This is a genomic window from Aeromonas sp. R6-2, assembly GCF_040908155.1.
Classification (GTDB): domain Bacteria; phylum Pseudomonadota; class Gammaproteobacteria; order Enterobacterales; family Aeromonadaceae; genus Aeromonas; species Aeromonas schubertii.
Window position 1 is genome coordinate 43,570 of record NZ_JBFODE010000031.1, and the last position, 14,544, is coordinate 58,113.

At 63.4% G+C, this 14,544-nt stretch carries 16 protein-coding genes and 1 pseudogene; 12 read left to right on the forward strand and 5 right to left on the reverse strand.

What is annotated here, in order from left to right:
* The first annotated feature begins 253 nt into the window (after nucleotides 1-253).
* Together AB5Y48_RS06550 and AB5Y48_RS06555 are read left to right on the forward strand one after the other, a co-directional pair.
* On the forward strand, nucleotides 254-1,702 hold the full coding sequence (locus tag AB5Y48_RS06550) for an OprD family outer membrane porin (protein WP_368164035.1): 1,449 nt from the start codon (nucleotides 254-256) through the stop codon (nucleotides 1,700-1,702).
* Between the two features lie 90 nt (nucleotides 1,703-1,792).
* Nucleotides 1,793-2,623: an SDR family oxidoreductase gene (locus tag AB5Y48_RS06555; protein WP_060584814.1), complete on the forward strand. Its 831-nt coding sequence runs from the start codon at nucleotides 1,793-1,795 to the stop codon at nucleotides 2,621-2,623.
* A gap of 3 nt (nucleotides 2,624-2,626) precedes the next feature.
* On the opposite strand, the gene AB5Y48_RS06560 is transcribed toward AB5Y48_RS06555, so the two are convergent.
* Complete coding sequence (locus AB5Y48_RS06560; RefSeq protein ID WP_368164036.1) at nucleotides 2,627-2,959, reverse strand: DUF1904 family protein; 333 nt, start codon at nucleotides 2,957-2,959, stop codon at nucleotides 2,627-2,629.
* A 57-nt stretch (nucleotides 2,960-3,016) separates the two neighbouring features.
* Here AB5Y48_RS06560 and AB5Y48_RS06565 point away from each other — a divergent pair, with 57 nt between their 5' ends.
* The 5 genes from AB5Y48_RS06565 to AB5Y48_RS06585 all read left to right on the forward strand — a co-directional run bounded on the left by AB5Y48_RS06565 (nucleotide 3,017) and on the right by AB5Y48_RS06585 (nucleotide 7,659).
* Nucleotides 3,017-3,883: a TraB/GumN family protein gene (locus AB5Y48_RS06565; protein WP_368164037.1), complete on the forward strand. Its 867-nt coding sequence runs from the start codon at nucleotides 3,017-3,019 to the stop codon at nucleotides 3,881-3,883.
* 103 nt (nucleotides 3,884-3,986) lie between these two features.
* A complete protein-coding gene (locus AB5Y48_RS06570; protein ID WP_082177880.1) occupies nucleotides 3,987-4,133 on the forward strand; it encodes a DUF3149 domain-containing protein in 147 nt (48 codons plus the stop codon).
* A gap of 88 nt (nucleotides 4,134-4,221) precedes the next feature.
* Nucleotides 4,222-4,803, forward strand: a complete 582-nt coding sequence (gene smrA / locus AB5Y48_RS06575) for a DNA endonuclease SmrA (protein WP_082177879.1) — start codon at nucleotides 4,222-4,224, stop codon at nucleotides 4,801-4,803.
* The gene (locus tag AB5Y48_RS06580) at nucleotides 4,800-6,077 is read left to right on the forward strand and encodes an FAD-dependent oxidoreductase (RefSeq protein ID WP_224159639.1); all 1,278 of its coding nucleotides are present in this window, start codon (nucleotides 4,800-4,802) and stop codon (nucleotides 6,075-6,077) included. Before smrA ends, AB5Y48_RS06580 begins: the two co-directional genes overlap by 4 nt.
* A gap of 100 nt (nucleotides 6,078-6,177) precedes the next feature.
* Nucleotides 6,178-7,659: a carboxypeptidase M32 gene (locus AB5Y48_RS06585; protein WP_368164038.1), complete on the forward strand. Its 1,482-nt coding sequence runs from the start codon at nucleotides 6,178-6,180 to the stop codon at nucleotides 7,657-7,659.
* Between the two features lie 34 nt (nucleotides 7,660-7,693).
* On the opposite strand, the gene AB5Y48_RS06590 is transcribed toward AB5Y48_RS06585, so the two are convergent.
* Nucleotides 7,694-8,086: a VOC family protein gene (locus tag AB5Y48_RS06590; RefSeq protein WP_368164039.1), complete on the reverse strand. Its 393-nt coding sequence runs from the start codon at nucleotides 8,084-8,086 to the stop codon at nucleotides 7,694-7,696.
* 141 nt (nucleotides 8,087-8,227) lie between these two features.
* Between AB5Y48_RS06590 and AB5Y48_RS06595 the strand changes: the two genes are divergently transcribed.
* Both AB5Y48_RS06595 and AB5Y48_RS06600 read left to right on the forward strand, forming a co-directional pair.
* The gene (locus tag AB5Y48_RS06595; RefSeq protein ID WP_368164040.1) at nucleotides 8,228-9,682 is read left to right on the forward strand and encodes a DNA-3-methyladenine glycosylase 2 family protein; all 1,455 of its coding nucleotides are present in this window, start codon (nucleotides 8,228-8,230) and stop codon (nucleotides 9,680-9,682) included.
* Complete coding sequence (locus tag AB5Y48_RS06600) at nucleotides 9,669-10,190, forward strand: methylated-DNA--[protein]-cysteine S-methyltransferase (RefSeq protein ID WP_368164041.1); 522 nt, start codon at nucleotides 9,669-9,671, stop codon at nucleotides 10,188-10,190. Before AB5Y48_RS06595 ends, AB5Y48_RS06600 begins: the two co-directional genes overlap by 14 nt.
* On the opposite strand, the gene AB5Y48_RS06605 is transcribed toward AB5Y48_RS06600, so the two are convergent.
* A complete protein-coding gene (locus AB5Y48_RS06605) occupies nucleotides 10,140-11,018 on the reverse strand; it encodes a class I SAM-dependent methyltransferase (protein WP_368164042.1) in 879 nt (292 codons plus the stop codon). The genes AB5Y48_RS06600 and AB5Y48_RS06605 overlap by 51 nt on opposite strands.
* Before the next feature lie 193 nt (nucleotides 11,019-11,211).
* Between AB5Y48_RS06605 and AB5Y48_RS06610 the strand changes: the two genes are divergently transcribed.
* A complete protein-coding gene (locus AB5Y48_RS06610) occupies nucleotides 11,212-12,357 on the forward strand; it encodes an FIST signal transduction protein (RefSeq protein ID WP_368164043.1) in 1,146 nt (381 codons plus the stop codon).
* Nucleotides 12,358-12,493: 136 nt separating this feature from the next.
* Here AB5Y48_RS06610 and AB5Y48_RS06615 read toward each other — a convergent pair whose 3' ends face one another.
* The gene (locus AB5Y48_RS06615; protein ID WP_368164058.1) at nucleotides 12,494-12,955 is read right to left on the reverse strand and encodes a hypothetical protein; all 462 of its coding nucleotides are present in this window, start codon (nucleotides 12,953-12,955) and stop codon (nucleotides 12,494-12,496) included.
* Here AB5Y48_RS06615 and AB5Y48_RS06620 point away from each other — a divergent pair.
* Nucleotides 12,938-12,991 (forward strand): annotated as a pseudogene (locus AB5Y48_RS06620) (hypothetical protein); the annotation flags it as partial. The gene AB5Y48_RS06615 and the pseudogene AB5Y48_RS06620 overlap by 18 nt on opposite strands.
* Nucleotides 12,992-13,031: 40 nt before the next feature.
* A complete protein-coding gene (locus AB5Y48_RS06625) occupies nucleotides 13,032-13,757 on the forward strand; it encodes a diguanylate cyclase (RefSeq protein WP_368164044.1) in 726 nt (241 codons plus the stop codon).
* Between the two features lie 135 nt (nucleotides 13,758-13,892).
* Here the strand turns inward: AB5Y48_RS06625 and AB5Y48_RS06630 are convergent, their stop codons facing one another.
* Entirely contained in the window at nucleotides 13,893-14,528 is a 636-nt protein-coding gene (locus tag AB5Y48_RS06630) for a nucleotidyltransferase family protein (RefSeq protein ID WP_368164045.1), read from the reverse strand.
* Between the last annotated feature and the right edge of the window lie 16 nt (nucleotides 14,529-14,544).

Genomic DNA, 14,544 nt, shown 5'->3' on the forward strand with positions numbered 1-14,544 from the left:
ACTTTTGAAAATTGAGGCAATCAGGCGATTGATATTTCGCGGTGCGAAAGTACTCTTGAGGTGTCCGAAGGCCAAGTTCGGAACGAGATTAAAGAGAATCGATGAAGTGTTTGCATCCACGGGGGCCAAGACCCGGGAGAGCGACACAAACAAGATAAAGAGCAGGCCGAAAGGCCAGATGCCATCACCGAGCGGCGGGCTGTGACCCGGCCGCCCGAAAAATGCTAAGTCCATAAAATCAGGAGCATTATCAATGGAAAGAGTGATCTTCAAGCGTGCCGCTTTGAGCGCCGCTGTCGTTGCCGCACTGGTGGCCCCGGGTCTGGCTGTGGCCGCCCAGGATATGATGAGCCCGGAATACGGCAAGTCTTATGAAGCGTTTGTGAACGATGCCAAGATCACCGGTGGCCTCTTCTACTTCCAGCGTGATCGTCAGCGTATCGACGGTGACCCCACTGCCAAAAACAAGGAAGGCAAGTACCAATCCAACCTGAGCCACGCCACCACCCAGATGGCTCTGAACTTCAACTCCGGCTATGCCTGGGACACCGTCGGTCTGGATCTGGGCGGCTTTGGTGCCTATGACCTGGCCGTGACCGAGAATCACCCGGTCAATCAGGAAAACGAGTTCTCCTTCGCCGGTGGCAAGTGGGGTGAAAACTACGCCGATGGCTCCCCCGAAGGTGGCGTCAGCCTCTCCAACGCAGCCCTCAAGCTGAAATTCATGGACGGTGCCATCACCGCCAAGGGTGGTCTGACCCAGCTCTATGTTCCGGGTATCATGGGCGTCAACTGGTCCTATCAACCGGGTACCTACCGTGGTGGCCAGATCGAAGGTAACTTCGGCGGTCTCTACCTGACCTATGCCATCGCTGACGAGTACAAGGCTCCCTGGTACAAGCAGACCCAGAAGTTCTCCCGTGCCAAGGCATGGATGGATCCGTTCGCTTCCGAGAACGTCATCGATTATATCCACGGTCTGGCCGCTCGTTACACCTTCGAAAACGGCACCGCCGTCACCGCCGCCTTCGGTCAGTCCGAAGGCTACATGGACAGCTACCACTTCAAACTGGCTCACAAGTTTGACGTGCTCGGTGGCCTCTCCACCAGCTACCAGTTCTACGGCTCCGAGACCGACACCTATGAGAAGGGTGGTAGCAAGATCGAGACCTACGACGGTCTGGCATGGCAGCAGGCTCTGACCGCCGCCTGGAATGCCGGCCACTACGGTTTCCGTCTGGAAGGAATGTGGACCAAGGCCGAGGGTGCCGAGGGTAACTATCTGCCCCGTCTGACCCGTGGCTACGCCAACTCCCAGGGCGCCAACGAGATTTGGTGGGATTCCCGCTCCGACTGGAACGCCAACAACGAGAAGGCCCTGTTTGCCGGCGTGACCCGCTCCCTGGATGATCTGGTGGGCGCTCCGGGCTGGTCCGTGGGTGTCTCCGGTGCCTACGGCTGGGATATCGAGGATGGCCAGGGCAAGAAGGCCGCCAACGGTGAAGACACCGAGTGGGCCGTCAACTTCGACGTCAGCTATACCGTGCAGGATGGCAAGCTCAAGGGCACCCTGTTCAAGCTGCACTACACCGACTACAACAACGACATCACTCAGGACGGTGGTTGGACTCACTATCCGAACATCTTCGCCTCCGAGCATGACGTCAAGTTCCACGTCATCATGCCGTTCACCATCATGTAATTGCGCGAACGCCATGCAATCCAACCGGGCCCCTGTGGCCCGGTTTCATTTTGCGCTACCCTGAGCCCTCTTCATCTCAAGGACCCCATGATGGCCAACCGTTACGTACTCATCACCGGCTGCTCCAGCGGCATTGGTCTGGCCGCGGCCCGCGCCCTGCGCGCTCACGGCTTCTCGGTGATTGCCTCGACCCGCACGGAAGAGGATGCGGCCCGCCTGCGCAAGGAGGGGCTCACCGCTCTGCGTCTGGACTTAAGCGATCCCGCCAGCATCGATGAGGGGGCGGCCGAGGCGCTCTACCTCGCCGGTGGACGCCTCTATGGCCTGTTTAACAACGGCGCCTATGGCCAGCCAGGGGCGCTGGAGGATCTGCCGACCCAGGCCCTGCGTGATCAGCTCGAGACCAACCTCATCGGCTGGCACCATCTGATCCGTCTGGTACTGCCGGCCATGCTCGAGGCCAAAGAGGGGCGTATCGTACAAAACAGCTCTGTGCTGGGGCTGGTGGCCATGAAGTTTCGCGGCGCCTACAACGCCAGCAAGTTCGCCCTGGAGGGGTACAGCGACACCCTGCGCCTCGAGCTGGCTGGCAGCGGCGTCCACGTTAGCCTCATCGAACCGGGCCCTATCGACACCCGTTTTCGTGAGCATGCCCGGGATGCCTTCCTGCGTCATATCGATGTGAAGGGGAGCCGCCACCAAAAAGCCTATCGCCAGACCCTGGAGCGGCTGGAGCGGGAGGGACCGAGCGGACGCTTCACCCTGCCCCCCGAATCCTGCATCCCGCCCCTGGTGCATGCCCTCTCGAGTCGCCGCCCCAGAGCCCGTTACCCGGTCACCTTCCCGACCCGTCTCTTCTCCTGGTTGCGGCGCCTGCTGCCGACCCGGCTACTGGATCGGTTGCTGGCCAAGGCGGCCTGAGTGTCAAAAATGAGCGCCATCGCTGTAGTAAGCGTGGCGCGCCAGGGGGAAGAAGAGCACGGCAATCTTGACCCCCTCTCCCACGATGTCACGCACCCGCGTCGTGATGAGGCGCGCTGCCGCATCCTGCTGCTCCTGAGGGCGGGCAAACCAGTGCACCTCTATCATGGGGGATCCATGAACGGGCCAGCCGTCGGCGACGAAGGTGCTCTCGAGCCGCTCCAGGGTGAAGTGGGCCGGGTCGGCCCTCAGTAGAGCCGCAAGCTCTGTGATGAGGGTCAGGCTCAGTCGCTCCACATCCGGTTGGGACATGGCGCGGCAACGCAGGTGAGGCATACAAACTTCCCTTTGTGTTAGTGTGAGGCGCCCCCAGTGTGCAACATAAGGTTTTTCATGATCAAATCCCTGCGTCTGTGGCTGCTGCTGCCCCTGTTGACCTGGTCCCACCTGCTGCTGGCCGATCCCGCCTTCTACCGCCTCGAGAAGGGCGATCAAACCCTCTGGCTGCTCGGCTCTGTCCATGCGGGGACCCCGGCGCTCTACCCCCTTCCCGCCCCCGTCGAGGCAGCCTGGCGCCAGAGCCGGCAGCTGGTGGTCGAGGTGGATCTCACTCGCATCCCCCCCGAAGAGCTGGCCACCATGGGCCCGCTGACCCGCCTCCCCCCTCCGCAGACCCTGCGCCAGGTGCTACCCGCCCCCCTGCATCAGAGGTTGACCACCGCCGCTCGCGATGTGGGACTCTCCCCGGAAGGGCTGGAGGGGCTGCAGCCCTGGTTTGTCGCCCTCACCCTGACCCAGGCGGCCATCACTCGCCACGGTTTCAATCCTGCCCTCGGCATCGACAACCACTTCCTCGAATTGGCAGGCAAAGAGGGCAAACCGGTCATCGGACTGGAAGGCTTTGCCGAGCAGCTCGGCTATCTCGCCAGCGTGGCCCCATATCAGGAGGCGATGCTGTCAGGCACCCTCGACGAGCTGACCGGATTCAAGGAGACCTTCGAGCAGGTACTCAAGGCCTGGCAGGCGGGGGATGAGAAGACCCTCACCGCCTTGCTGCGCGAGGAGATGGGCCCCGCCGAGCTGCAGGTCTGGCTCGAACAAAAACTGCTGGCCGAGCGCAACCGCCGCTGGCTGGCCAAATTCCCCACCCTGCCTGCACAGAGCCTGGTGGTGGTGGGAGCGCTGCATCTCTATGGGGCCGACGGCCTGCTGGAGGGGGCGAAGAGAAGTGGTTACCAAGTGAAGCCCGTCACAAATTAAGGCGCCGATTAAATAGGCGTCATTGACCCTTGATCGAGATCAGTTTCATACGGTTAAGATGCATCCATGATGCTTCTCATCCCCCAAGGAAGAGGAGTCAATCATGGAGTTCTGGATGCAGCTGATGTTTGGCAATGACGTAGGCCTGATGTCCATGCTGGTCATCATCTTCACCATACTGCTGGTCTGCTTCTACGCCGGCTACTTCATCTACAAGATCAACCACGACGAACCCAAGCAGGGGCACTAGTCACCACGGGCAGGCCTCCTGCCCGCCACGGTTTTTCCTGTCGGGGCGCGGCGGTATACTCTGGCAAAAACTGCCAGGAACCATCGCCGTGCACCACGACGAGCATCAGTTGTTTATGGCGGAGATGAGCGGCGTCAAGCCAATTAGCTCCGACCGTGTCCAAACACCCCCAACCGCCCACCTCCCGAGCGATGCCCAGCTCGCCCGGCGCGATGCCGCCATGGGCACGCAGGGTTGCGATCTCGACTATCTCTCCATGGAAGCCGTCGACATGCTGCGCCCCGATGATTCGGTCGGCTTCAAGCGTGACGGTGTTCAGGAGGGGGTCTACAAGAAACTGCGTCTCGGTAAGTACGAGTTGCAGGCCTGCCTGGATCTGCATCAGCACACCCTGCGTGAGGCGCGCATGGTGCTGCTGCAATTTGTGCGCGACTGTCAGGAGCGGGACATCCGCGCCGTGCTGGTCCTGCACGGCAAGGGCGAGCGTAGCCAGCCCCAGGCCCTGCTCAAGAGCTATGTGAGCGCCTGGCTGCCCCGGATCCCCGAGGTGATGGCCATCCACAGTGCCGAGCGCCGCCATGGCGGCAGTGGCGCCCTCTATGTGCTGCTGAAAAAGAGCGAGCGCAAGAAGGCGGAAAACCGGGAGCGCCACATGAGGAGGTTGGGATGAAGGTCGATGCCATCGTCGTGGGAAGCGGCCCGGGCGGTGCCTCGGTTGCCCTCACCCTGGCCCGTGAGGGTGCCAGGGTACTGGTGCTGGAGCGGGGCCAGGCCCCCAAACAGTGCGGCACCTTTTCCCGCCTGCTACCCATGGCCTGCATACCGGGCCAGAGCAGTTTCATCAGCAAAGACGGCATGCTCATCATGCGCGCCCTCACCCCGGGGGGCTCAGGTTTTATCAACTACGCCACCGCAGGCGACCCCCCCTTGAGCCTGTTTCGGCGCCATGGCATCGACTTGGCGCAAGATCTTGCCGCCGTGCGTGCAGAGCTGCCCATCGCCCCCCTCAAGGCGTCGCTGATCGGCCCCCGTGCCCGCCTGCTGCGCGAGGCGGCGCTCGCTCTCAAACTCCCCTGGCAAGCCCAGGAGAAGCTCATCGAACAGGCAAACTGCCGCAGCGACTGCCACCGCTGTACCTATGGCTGCCCATTCCAGGCCAAGTGGCACCCCGGGCTCTGGGTACAGGAGGCGGTCAGACTCGGGGCTCGTCTCGAGACCGGTGCCCGGGTGGAGCGGGTGATCGAGCGGCAGGGGCGCGCGGTCGGAGTGCGTTATCGCCAGGGAGGACGCTGGCAGGAGGCCTGGGCCAACCGGGTTATCGTCGCGGCCGGCGGGCTCGGCAGCCCGGCGATCTTGCGCCGAAGCGGGCTCACCGAGGTGGGAGAGTCCCTGTTTGTCGATCCTGTGCTGGCGGTGATGGGAGAGCTGCCCACCGCCCCCGGCTCGGGGCGCGAACTCCCCATGGTCTTTGGCCTGCACGCCCCCGAGCAGGGTTACCTGCTGACGGATCTCGCCCTGCCGGCTCCCCTGCTGCATCTCTTTGCCGCTCAGGTGGGACGACGCATCGACCCGCACCGAAGCCTCTGCCTCATGGTCAAGGGACGGGACAGCCTGACCGGACGCGTCGGCCCCCTGGAGTGGCCAGTCAAGAGCCTGAGCGGGCAGGACAAACAGGTGCTGGCCATCGGCCGGCAACAGGCCGAAGCCATCTTGTGCCAGGCGGGGGCAACCCGGTTGGTGTGCAGCCACCCGTTTGCCGCCCATCCCGGTGGCAGCGTGGCCCTCGGCGAGCATCTGGACGAGGGGCTGGAGACGCGCCTTCGCGGTCTGCATCTGTGCGACGCCTCGCTGATCCCCGAGCCCTGGGGCCTACCCCCAACCCTGCCCCTGCTCACCCTGGGGCGCTATCTGGGTCGACGCCTCGGCAAGGGAGGCGCCCCGTGATAGGCTAGGCTTCCCGGCATCACCGGGGCCAGGCCCGTGATAGGCCAGGCCTCCCTGCATCACCGGGGCCAGGAAAGCATCGACAAGGAAATAACAACAGATGTCATATCAAAAGCTTGAACAACACCAGCAACAGATCCATCGCCTGCAACACCTGGCCGCCATCTGCGGCTGGGATCAGGCCACCATGATGCCGGAGGGGGGCAATGATGCCCGTGCCGAGGCCATGGCAGAGCTCGAGGTGCTGCTGCACGAGAAGCAAACCGCCCCCGACGTGGGCGACTGGATTGCCGCGGCCGAGGGGGAATCCCTGAGCCCACCACAGCAGGCGAACCTGCACGAGATCCGCCGCCACTGGCAGGATGCGCGCCTGCTGCCGGCCGATCTGGTCGAGGCCCTCTCCCTGGCCGGCAGCAAGTGCGAACACGCCTGGCGCCGTCAGCGCAAAGAGAACGATTGGGCCGGCTTTGCCCCGAACCTCGAGGAGGTGGTGCGCCTGTCCCGCGAGGTCGCCCGGCTGCGTGCCGAGGCGCTCGGGGTGCGTCCCTACGACGCCATGCTGGCGCTGTATGAGCCGGGCATGAGCGTGACCAGGCTGGATCAGGTGTTCGGGGATCTTGCCACCTGGCTGCCCGGGCTCATCACCGAGGTGACCGAGCGCCAGCGCGGGGCGGCGATACTCACACCGGTCGGCCCCTTCCCCGTCGAGCAACAGAAGGCGCTCGGCCTCGAGGTGATGGGGATCATCGGCTTTGACTTCAACCACGGCCGCCTGGATGTGAGCACCCACCCCTTCTGTGGTGGTGTGCCGACCGATGTGCGCATGACCACCCGCTATAACGACGACGAGTTCGTCTCGAGCCTGATGGGCATCATCCACGAGACAGGCCACGCCCGTTATGAGCAGGGACTGCCGCGCGACTGGCTGGGCCAGCCGGCCGGCGAGGCGCGCTCCATGGGCGTGCACGAGAGCCAGAGCCTGTTTTGCGAGATGCAGCTTGGTCATCACCCGGCGTTTCTGTCGCTCATCGCGCCGCACATCCGCACCCATTTCGGCGATCAGCCGGCACTGGCACCGGCCAACCTGGAGCGGCTCTATAACCGGGTCGAGCCCGGCTTTATCCGGGTCGACGCTGACGAGGTCACCTACCCGGTCCACGTGATTCTGCGTTACGAGCTGGAGCGCGATCTCATGGAAGGCCGTATCGAGGTGCGCGACATCCCTGAGCTGTGGGATCAGAAGATGCGCCACTGGCTCGGGATCAGCACGGCAGGCAACTACCGGGACGGCTGCATGCAAGACATCCACTGGACCGATGGCTCGTTCGGTTACTTCCCGAGTTACACTCTGGGTGCCATGACGGCGGCGCAGCTGCGCTTCGCGCTGGAGCGCGATCTCGGCGAGACGGGAGAGCTGATCGCGGCGGACAAGCTGCCGGCGATCTTCGATTGGCTAAAGCAGAAGATCTGGCAACAGGCGAGCTTCCTGCCAACCGACACCCTGATGGTGCAGGCCACAGGCGAGAGCCTGTCGCCCCACTGGCTACGCCGCCATCTGGAGCAGCGTTATCTGGGACGTTGATTTAACCAGGGCCGCCATCGCGGCCCTTTGCACATCAGTTGTCCGGCTCCCACTGACGCAACTGAAACAGATTGCCTTCCGGATCGAACGCATTACGCACCACAAAGCCGGGGCCACTCCACTGCTCGGGGAGCATGCCACCGCCGAGATCGGCCACCTTGACTTCGGCGCGCGCGAGACTCGGCACCGAGAAAAACAGCTTGATGGCACACTGTTCACGCAAGGTCGGTGGCACTGAGATGACGATCTGCTCCACATAAGGTGCAGGCATCCGATGTAACACAAGCTGAGTGTCCCCGTTATCGAGCACGGCATATTGTGCATCCTGATGCAGCACCTGCATGCCAAGCAGAGCCTGATAAAACTGCGCCTGCCGCGCAAGATCCGCCACATAGATGAGTGCGCCTGCGCGCGCTGCTCCCGCCATGACCACCTCCTTTATCCTGTCACCCTACCCTCGCACACCCTGAGCGCCGGGGCGACGACTTTTCTTTCGATTGCCGTCCGTTTTTGGCTAGTCTTGCGGTGTTTCTACCTCTAGTCTGCGTTCATGATCCCAGGAGATGTTATGACGCTGACCCCTGAGCAGTGCCGCGCCGCCCGCCTCGCTCGCGATGCCCGCTTCGATGGCCGCTTCTTTACCGGCGTGCTCTCGACCGGCATCTACTGCCGGCCTGTCTGTCCTGCACGCCCCCCCCTCGAAGCTAACGTGCGCTACTTCTTCTCGGCTGCCGCCGCCGAGCAGACAGGGCTCAGGCCTTGTCTACGTTGTCGTCCCGAGCTTGCTCCGGGAGAGCGCCACGCCCTGCCGACCGGGCTGGCGAGAGCCATTAACGCCATCGAGCGGGGCGACCTTGCCGATCTGACTCTGGATGAGCTTGCGGCTCGCTGCGCCATGACGGCACGCACGTTGCGGCGCCAGTGCGAGCAATATCTTGGCCTCTCCCCACACAAGCTGGAGCAAACCCGGCGTCTGTTGCTGGCGAAGCAACTGCTCACTGACACCTCTTTGTCTGTCACCGATGTGGCCTTCTCGGCCGGTTTTCACAGCCTGCGCCGCTTCAACGATGCCTGGCTTAACGCCTATGGTCTCTGCCCGAGTGCCTTGCGCAAACGCATGGATCCGATCGCTTGCGGTGAGGGACTGGTACTGCGTCTGGGATACCGGCCACCGTATGACTTTGCCGCCTTGCTGTCGTTCTTTCGGGTACGCGCCATCAAGGGTATCGAGGAAGTGAGTGCACACGGCTACGTTCGCCACTTAACGCCTGGTGATGACGGGATGCCGGCACGCATCGAGGTGTGCCAGGGGGATGGCCATCACCTCAGGGTCACTTTTTATGGGGTTGCTCCCAAGGCGTTGCCTGCACTGCTGCACAAGGTGCGTCGCCAATGGGACCTCGATGCCGATCAACTCCCCATTGTGGCGCGACTGCAGGAGGGGGGACTCGCCCCCTGGATTGCGGCGGCCCCCGGTCTGCGCCTGCCGGGAGGCTGGAGTCCTCTCGAAGTGATGCTGCGCGCCATCATAGGTCAGCAGATCTCGGTGAAAGGAGCCATCACCCTGCTTGGGCGGCTGGTGGCACGCCGCGCCGAGCTGTTTGGTGCGTCGCGACTGCCCGATGCGGCCGAGCTGAAGGCGATGAGCCTGGATGGCCTGGGGCTGACCGGCAGCCGGGTTCGCACCCTCAAGGGGCTGGCCGAGGCGCTGCTGGGTGGCCTGAACCTGGAGACGGCGCAAGATGCCGAGCTGCTCGCCCTGCCCGGCATAGGCCCCTGGACGGTCGCTTACTGGCGCCTGCGCTGCGGCCAGGATCCGGATGCGTTCCCGGCCAGCGATCTGGTGCTGCAGAAGGCCACGATCCCGGGCACCCGCCTGTCGGTGGCCGAGCTCACGGCGCTGGCCGAGCCATGGCGCCCGTGGCGTGCCTACGCCGCAAACTGGCTGTGGCATGGGGCCACCCATAGGCTGCCGTTTTCAGTGATGGATGCACGACAAGGAGCACCCGATGATCCGCTTTGATGTGATGGACACCCAATGCGGCCCCCTGCTGGTGGCCATCAACCGGCAAGGGCTGGCCCACGTGGACTTTCTGCATGGTCTGCGCGCCCTGCCAAGCCAGGAGGGGTGGCTGCGTGACCGGCATGCACTCGCCCCGTTTATTCATGAGTTTAGGGAGTACTTCGCCGGACGACTGCGCTCGTTCAGCGTGCCATGCGCCCCGAGCGGCACGCCGTTTCAACACGCGGTGTGGCAGGCCCTGTGCGACATTCCCTACGGCCAGACCCGCAGCTATGGGGAGCTGGCCGCCGCCCTTGGCAAGCCGAGCGCGAGCCGCGCGGTGGGCGCCGCAAACGGGCGCAATCCGCTGTCAGTCATAGTCCCGTGCCACCGGGTGATCGGCAAAGATGGCCGCCTGACCGGCTATGCGGGCGGACTCGGCATCAAGCAGGCCCTGCTGCAACTCGAAGGGATCGCCTCATTTGCTGGCGCTGGCCAGCAGGCACTCGCCGCCGACTTCAAACCCTGACGCCGACTCGAAGCGGCGCATCTCCAGCGCAATCTCGTCCCACGCGGCGCGCTGCGCTGCCTCTGGCAGGTGCGCCATCATGGCGTTGAGCCCCCCAAACGCCTCCCGGGCGACTTGCACAAACGCCTCGGCGCAGGCTGCCCGGTGCGGCACCGGCACGGCGCGCACAACAGGAAATTCGAACCCCGCCTCGCGCAGCAAGGCGTCAAGCAGACCCGGCGCCCCCAGGCTGAACGGACCGGGCTGCCCGACGGCAGGGGCCGCGAGCCCGGCGTGACGCCGGATAATGGCGGCCGGCACAGCCCCCCAGTCGTTGTGTTCCGGAGTGGAGAAGACCACCAGGGCAACCCGGCCACCGGGTTTAAGCGCCCGGCGCCATTCACGCAAGGCATCGAGTGGATGCGGCATGTACATCAGGCCGAGCCGGCAGATCACGGCGTCAAACGTGGCATCCGGCAGATCGAGCCGCTCACCGTCCATCACCCGGGTATCCACCTGGTTCAAAGCGCGCCCGTGCACCTCCTCCCTGGCGAGCGCCACTATCCCCTCGGACAGATCGGTGGCGAGCACATAGCCGTCGGGCCCGACCCGCTCGGCGGCACTGATCGCCGGCTCCCCGGCTCCGGCGGCGATGTCGAGGATGCGCTGACCGGGCCGGATCCCGGCGCTATCGAGCATCAGACGCGTCACCTCTCCGTACCAGCGATCCAGCACAGGGTTCCAGCGCCGCCACGCGGCACCATCCCGGTTCCACTGCGCACGCTGCGCGCGCTTGTACTGCGCAGCATCGAAAGGTTGCAGCCCGGTCATCTCTCTCCTGTGACGCATTATTGGCCATGCTCCTTGGTATAGACGACCCATCGCGGGAAAGCGCGGAGGCATCGGTTGTCCCTCCTCTGGTCCCGCACACCAGGGCGCCAGGATGCGGCGCCGGCACCCTGGGGATCACACACCGGCACCCTGAGCAGGAGCGGTATGACACGTCTAGACTTCAGTAGTGATTGCAGTAAAGGAAGCGGTTATGACGTCCCTTCAACTTCGCTGGAACGGCCAACACTGGGATGGCGGTGAACTGGCCCCGTTTAACCATTCCAATACTCTGGTTCTTCTGTTTGGTGATCTGCCGCGCTTTACCGATGCGATCGACGCCCTGAGGGAGACATTACCCCTGGCCCGGCTGGTCGGCTGCACCACGGCCGGGGAGATCTCCGCTCTTGGCACGTCGGATGGCACCCTGATCGCCACCCTGATCGGGTTTGACTCGGTCAGGTTGCACCTCGTCACCGCCGAGATCGATGATCGCAAGGCCTCCTACCAGGCGGGCCAGCGCCTCGCCCTTGCTCTGGACTCGGAAGGATTGCGTTACATCATGGTCATCAGTGAAGGGGTCACGGTGAACGGCAGCGAACTCACCAAGGGGCTCTGTGACACCCACCCCACGATACCCATCACGGGGGGACTGGCCGGCGATGGAGAATGTTTCAAGGAGACGAGTGTGCTTGCCAATGAGAGGTTGGCCTCACATCTGGTGGTCGCCATCGGTTTTTATGGAGAGCGACTGCGAGTCGGCTATGGCTCGCGTGGGGGCTGGACCCCCTTCGGTCCCGTCCGAACCGTCACCGCCGCCGACGGCAATGTGCTCAAAGAGCTCGACCACGAGAGCGCCCTCACCGTCTACCGCCGCTACCTCGGGGAGCTGGGATGCGATCTGCCCGCCGCGGGGCTCAGATATCCACTGGAGATCCAGGAGGCCAACAAGCCCACCACAGTCGTTCGGACCCTGCTCGCCATCGACGAGCATAGCGGCAGCATCACCTTCGCCGGTGATATCCCTCAGGGAGCGAGCGTCAGAATGATGCGGGCCAATGCAGAGTCGCTCATCGAGGGGGCAAGCCAGGCCGCCAGCGTCTGTCAGCAAGGGGAAGCGAGCCAGCCCGAGGTGATCATATTGATAAGCTGTGTCGGCCGTCGTCTGCTACTGCGGCAACTGGCAGACGACGAGATCGACCAGGTGGTAGAGGTACTGGGAAAGCAAGCCCAGGTGTGTGGTTACTACTCCTACGGCGAGATAGCTCCCTTTGAACTGGGCAACTGCGCCGAGTTGCACAACCAGACCATGACGGTCACGGCCCTTTCGGAAGCGCCCCCGCATGCATCGTCTTCTTAAGCGGCAGCTCGCTCGCTGCTTTCCTGACGGTATACCACCATCGGAAGTGCTGGCGGCCTTTATCGAGGCCGTCAACGACTCCTATGAAAGTTTTAGCGAGGATGAGGCCATATTGGGCCGCTCTCTGGACATCAGCTCACAAGAGCTCAACGAGCGTAACGATTTGCTCAACACCCTGCTCGATGCCCTCCCCGACACCTGCCTGTGGCTCGATGAGACGAACGTCATCCGCGACATCCGGCCAGGCCAATACCTGGCGCAGCTGTTTGGTGATATCGAAAAATACAGCTGCATCGACACGCTCCCCCTGTTTCGGGAACATCCCCAGTTTTTTACCCACCTCGATAACTGCCGCCGGCTCCATCGGCTCGAACAACACGAGTGCCGGCTCAAACGCAATGGCGAGACTCTCTATATCGAACTCCGCTGCTCTCCCCTCAAGAGTGGGCAGGTGCTGATCCTGTTTCGCGATATCACGGTACGCAAGGTAGTGGAGCGACTGAAAAATGCGGCGCTGGAAGAGTCTAAACGCTCCAGCAAGCAGTTGCAGGAGCTGATCAACGGGGCACCGATCGGCATCATGCTCATCGATCCCCACCGGGTGATCATCATGGTCAACAGCTACTGCGCCACACACCTGGGGATGCGCCAGGACGATCTGCTGGGACAGTGCTGTGACAGCTTCATCGCCCCCCCCCTTTCGCGAGGAGTATCTGGCCGCCGTCGATCAGAGCTTCGAGCCCCATCCCTGCGAGAGCCGTATCGATGTGGACATGTGTTCTCCCTCCCACCCGCCGTTTGCCGTCGAGATCGCCTTCAGCCTGTTTCACCACAAGGGACATACCCTGCTCACCCAGGCCTTTAGCGACATATCGGAGCGCAAGCAGATGGAGAGAGAGCTCAGGCGCCTGGCCCAGACCGACCCCTTGACCGGAGTCGCCAACCGGCGCCACTTCACCAACCGGGCCCAGGCCGAGCTGGAGTCCTGTCTCACATCCGGCGCCCCCTTGAGCCTTCTCTCCATGGACCTCGATCACTTCAAGGGGATCAACGATACCTATGGCCATGCCGTCGGCGATGAGGTGCTCAAGGCCTTCTGCCGCATGCTGGAACGCGTGGCAGGAAGCGATGCTCTGATTGGCCGTTTCGGGGGGGAGGAGTTCACCCTGCTGTTACCGCGGCAAGGGAGAGAGGAAGCGCAAGCGATGGCAGCCAGGATCCTGACTGCCCTGCACCACAGCGGGATAGAGACGCAGAAGGGGCCGCTCACCTTTACCACCAGCATAGGCATTGCCACCCGGGAGGAGGCCGGCCACCGGCTGGAGACCCTGCTCAATATCGCCGATGACCGCCTCTATCTGGCCAAGAGTCGCGGGCGAAATCGCTACTGCTCCGGTTAGGGATGGGGGCGCATAGCAGGATGATATCTTGCGCATCCGTCTCGCCCTGAGAGCGCCTGTGACGCAGCCCCTCTCTTTTTAGACCCCCGCCGTTGAGCTGACCATTGAGCCGACCCGGCGCTGCCGCCACCGAGCTCAGGCGCCCCCGTCCCCACTGCCGACAACGGCCTTCACCAGTTGCCGCAGTCGGCTGTGATCAAGAGGGTGGCGATAGCTTGCCTCAAAACAGCCATGAGTCTCGGGATCCTGCGCTTTCAGATAGGCAAAGCCCTGTTTATGGCCGAGAAACCAGAGACCGCGCAGCTCAAAATAGAGAGAGAGCAGCTCACACTGCAGCCAGGTACGGCGGTAGTGGCCATCGAGTTCGTCACACCCGGCCCGCGCCACCATCTTCTCGACCCACAACAGGGTGGAAGCCCGCTCCTGCGGGCTCATGGGTGAGCGCCCGGCCTTGAGCAAGGCATCAAGGCGCTCGAGCAGCCCCTTGCCCTCACCGGTGAGATCGAGCAGTAACTGCCCCCCGGCAAAGCGTAACCACTCGGGGTCTGTGCTGCCCAGGGCCGTGGCCGGGTAAATCCAGCCATCGAGAAAAGTGCCGTGAAAGGGCCTGGCATCCTGCTGCGCCTCCACCCCGTCACAAAAACAGACGATATCGATATCGCTCGAGGGACCCTCATCGCCACGGGCGTGAGAGCCGTAGAGGATGATGCAGTGCGGCCGATAACGCTCCATCAGATAATCCCGGGCGAGGGAGATCACATCCATGCTCATTCGTCTATCCCTGTTC